Origin of the sequence: Halobacillus sp. BBL2006 (genome assembly GCF_000786645.1) — a bacterium.
In the GTDB taxonomy this organism is placed as follows: Bacteria; Bacillota; Bacilli; order Bacillales; family Halobacillaceae; genus Halobacillus.
The window spans coordinates 1-4,536 of record NZ_JRNX01000186.1; the positions used below are offsets into that span (position 1 = coordinate 1).

The 4,536-nt window shown below is 43.1% G+C and carries 3 protein-coding genes; 2 read left to right on the forward strand and 1 reads right to left on the reverse strand.

All coding sequences use genetic code 11. From position 1 onward, the window contains the following. Positions 1–293: MFS transporter (locus LD39_RS06640; RefSeq protein ID WP_035544271.1), on the reverse strand; the 293-nt coding region annotated here is incomplete at its 3' end. Positions 294–514: 221 nt separating this feature from the next. Between LD39_RS06640 and LD39_RS06645 the strand changes: the two genes are divergently transcribed. Next, a complete protein-coding gene (locus tag LD39_RS06645; RefSeq protein WP_035544273.1) occupies positions 515–1,090 on the forward strand; it encodes a TetR/AcrR family transcriptional regulator in 576 nt (191 codons plus the stop codon). An 82-nt stretch (positions 1,091–1,172) separates the two neighbouring features. After that, entirely contained in the window at positions 1,173–4,343 is a 3,171-nt protein-coding gene (locus LD39_RS06650; RefSeq protein WP_035544279.1) for a bifunctional cytochrome P450/NADPH--P450 reductase, read from the forward strand. The last annotated feature ends 193 nt before the right edge of the window (positions 4,344–4,536 follow it).

A 4,536-nucleotide genomic window follows, 5' to 3' on the forward strand; every position in this document is an offset into this window, starting at 1 on the left:
GAAACATTAGGAGAAAACGCCAAAACAAAGGCTCCTATAACATAAATTAGAGCTATGACAAAGACAACGCGTCTCCGACCGAATCGATCTGATACATATCCACTCATCCCCGCACCGACAATCGCACCAACGAGCAGCGAGCTGACAACCAGACCCTCAAGAAAGTTTGAAAGTGGAATATCCTCGTTGATGAAAAGCAATGCACCTGATATGACACCTGTGTCATAACCATAGAGCAAACCGCCTAAGGCTCCAAAGAAAAAAATCCATCCTTTACTTAAATTTCTCTTCATACCTACGACCACCTTTTGAGAACGTTATACCGTGATAATTTCCACTTAAATGGAAAAAGATAACCTTGTTTGGTCATAAATTTGAATTAAAAGGTAAATAGTATGTCAGAATTGTTCATCGATTAATTTTCTGTGACATTCGATCGATTGAAAATTCTTATAATACATCATACAATGGGAAGGAATGAATGTTCATTCCGGAAGTGAGGGAGGAGCTATTTATGGCGACATCAATCAGCAAACGAGACAACATACTCCAAAGCGCTTTGACTTTATTTGCAGAACGTGGGTTTGATGCCACAACGATCCCTATGATCGCGACTGATGCAAAGGTAGGCGCAGGGACAATTTATCGTTATTTTGATAACAAGGAAGTTCTAGTCAATACGTTGTTTCAATATTATATAAGCATGTTTACAAATACGCTTTCAGAGGACTATCCATATGACGAAAGTATCAGGGATCAATTCCATCATCTGTTTCAGGGGATGGTACGTTTCACCAATGAACATGAGCATGCGCTTTATTTTATAAAAACACACAATGCTGCTTATTTTCTTGATGAGACGAGCAGAGAATACTTTGAGAACCTTTTAACGATACTTCGAAACTTCTTGGATGAAGGAAAAGAAGAGAAGGTGATACGCGATCTTCCATCAACAGCTTTGATCGCAATCATTTTTGGAGGTTTTCTTGAACTGTTTAAATTGATTCGAGCTGGAGAAATTGAGGCAACAGAAGAATTGTTGTCAGGGATAGAAGAAAGCTGCTGGGATGCTGTTCGAAGACATGATTAGAGAAATCAGTCTTCTTTCTTCTTACTTCGGAATGAATATTCATTCCTTATTTATTTATTAACTAACTAAAGAGGTGGTACTGATGAATCAGTCACAAACGCTTCCACAGCCAAAATCTTATGGACCGCTGGGGAACCTTCCATTAATCAATAAAGACAAACCGATCCAATCTTTTATGAAACTTGCTCAAGAGTTAGGGCCAATTTATCAATTTCAATTTCCTGGAAGAGAAAGTAAGTTCGTTTCCAACGCCAGATTTGCAGCTGAGATCTGCGATGAATCTCGTTTTGATAAGCAGATAGGGCCAGCTCTCCAAAAAGTACGATCTTTTGGAGGCGATGGTTTATTTACGAGTGCAACGAGTGAACCTAATTGGAAGAAAGCTCATAATATTTTGTTGCCTAGCTTTAGTCAACAAGCTATGAAAGGGTACCATGACAAGATGGTCGATCTCGCTACACAATTGGTTCAAAAGTGGGCACGCTTAAATCCAAAAGAAGCCGTCGATGTTCCGGAGGATATGACACGTCTGACCCTCGACACAATCGGTTTATGCGGATTTAATTATCGCTTTAACAGCTTTTACCGTGAGACCTCCCATCCGTTTGTACAAAAAATGGTTCGTGCACTAGATGAATCAATGAGTCAAACCCAGCGACTAGGTATCCAGGATAAACTGATGGTTAAGTCCAAGCACCAGTATAAAGAGGACATTAACTATATGTTTAACCTCGTAGACGAGTTAATCGAGGAGCGTAAGCAAGCAGGCGATCAAGGGGAAGACGATTTGCTTGCCCACATGCTGAAAGGAAAGGATCCAGAAACAGGAGAAGCACTCGATGATGAAAACATTCGTTTTCAAATCATCACCTTCTTAATTGCAGGCCACGAAACGACTAGTGGACTGTTGTCCTTTGCGCTCTATTACTTGTTAAAGAATCCTGATAAGTTGGAAAAAGCGTACGCCGAAGTAGATGAAGTTCTTGGGAATGACACGCCTTCTTATAAGCAAGTGAAAAAGTTAAAATATGTGCGGATGATTCTGAATGAATCGCTACGTTTATGGCCAACCGCCCCTGCTTTTTCTGTCTATGCCAAGGAGAATACGACGCTTGACGGTGCTTATGAAGTGGAAAAAGGAGAAACGTACACCTTACTTATTCCAGAACTTCATCGTGACAAGTCCGTATGGGGAGAAGATACAGAGGCTTTCAAGCCAGAGCGGTTCGAGGATCCATCTGCTATTCCACATCATGCGTATAAACCATTTGGTAACGGGCAACGTGCATGTATTGGACAACAATTTGCCTTGCACGAAGCAACGCTTGTACTCGGCATGGTTCTCCAGCACTTTGATCTGGAAGATTACTCGAATTATGAGCTTGATGTCAAAGAAACTTTAACGCTTAAGCCTGACGGGTTGACGATGAGAGTGAAATCAAGAAAAGATGCCAGTCTGATCCAGACCCCTGTGCATTCCGAAAAGAAAGAGGAGAAGAGAGAAGGAGCAGCAAAACCATCAGTGGTTAATGAACATGGTACACCATTACTATTCTTGTATGGGTCTAACCTCGGTACTTCAGAGGGCGTTGCTCGTGAGCTTGCAGAAACAGCCCGTCATCAGGGGTTTAAAGTGAATACAGCCCCACTGGATGACTATACGGATCAACTTCCAACTGAAGGTGCGACGGTCATTGTATCCGCATCTTACAATGGCAATCCTCCAGATAATGCGACCTCTTTCGTCAATTGGCTGAATACAAATAAGGAAACAGAGTTAAAAGGCGTCGAATATGCAGTATTTGGATGTGGAGACCGTAACTGGGCCAATACGTACCAGAAAATCCCGACATTGATAGATGAGGAACTTGAAGTTAAAGGGGCCTCAAGAATTGTACCCCGTGGCGAAGGGGACGCAAGCGAAGACTTTGAAGGTGATCTGGAAAAATGGGAAGAAAAATTATGGGATTCTCTAGCTGAACATTTTAATCTTGAACTAGAGGATGCGAATCACGATTCCAACCAAGTTTCGATGGAGTTTGTGAGTGGTGTTACCCACACGCCGATTGCCCGCACTCATCATGCTTTTACGGCGGTAGTTTCTGAAAACCGTGAGCTGTTGTCTTCTGCTGATCGCAGTACAAGGCACATCGAATTGCAGCTTCCGTCTGGTGTGACTTATCAAGAGGGTGATCACCTCGGTGTGCTTCCACAGAACAGCGAAGAGCTTGTCGAACGGGCATTGACTCGTTTTGATCTGAAAGGTGAAGAGTATGTTGTGCTCGGAGAAGATACTGGGAAAGCGACGCACTTACCTACCAATCAGCCTGTCCAGCTGGAAGAACTGCTGAGATCTTATGTAGAGTTACAGGAACCAGCGACCCGGGCACAAATTAGGGAACTGGCATCAAGCAACCCTTGTCCTCCACACAAACAGGAGCTTGAGCAAATGCTTGAAGATGACAACTATAAACAGGAAATCTTGAAGAAACGGAAGACGATGCTTGAAATCCTGGAAGAGTATGCGTCCTGCGAATTGGAATTCAATCGCTTATTGGCATTGCTTCCTCCACTGAAAGCTCGTTATTATTCCATCTCAAGCTCACCAGCTGTAGACAATCAACAAGTCAGTGTTACGGTCAGTGTGGTCCGTGGGGAAGCTTGGAGTGGAAAAGGAGAATATAAAGGTATCGCGTCTAACTATTTAGCGCTACGTGGGAAATCCGATAAAGTCGCTTGTTTTATTCGCACACCACAATCTAATTTCCAGTTGCCGGAAGATTCAGCAACTCCGATGATTTTAGTCGGTCCTGGAACAGGCATTGCACCTTTCCGCGGGTTCATTCAAGCCCGTCATGTTCAACAACAGGAAGGGCTAACCCTTGGCGAAGCACATTTGTTCTTTGGGTGCCGTCATCCAGAGGAAGACTTTTTATATGAAGATGAATTGAAGCGTGCTGAAAAGGCAGGGCTGCTTAGCCTTCACACCGCTTTTTCACGTCAAGAAAATGAGAAAAAAACGTATGTACAGCATTTGATGGAACAGGAATCAAATACACTCGTTTCACTTCTGGAAAATGGTGCACACTTGTATATCTGCGGTGATGGCAGCAAGATGGCTCCAGAAGTTACAGAAACCATTGTTCATAGTTATCAAGCTGTTCATCAAACCGATTATGAGACAGCATTAGCATGGCTGGAAGACCTAGAGGAAGAAGGACGTTTTGCCAAAGACGTATGGGCAGGTGCATAAGTTCTATAGTAAACTCCGCAAGGTATCATACCTTGCGGAGTTTTTCATTGAGATGCCGTTTTAAATTTCGTGTTAAGTAATTACTCAACTAAAGCACCCTATTCTGGAAGACTCAGTTTCGAGACTTTTATGTGTGAGGATGGTGGCGGGGAAAACAACTCCCTTTCCGCGGACATGCGCTGAGCCTCCTCAG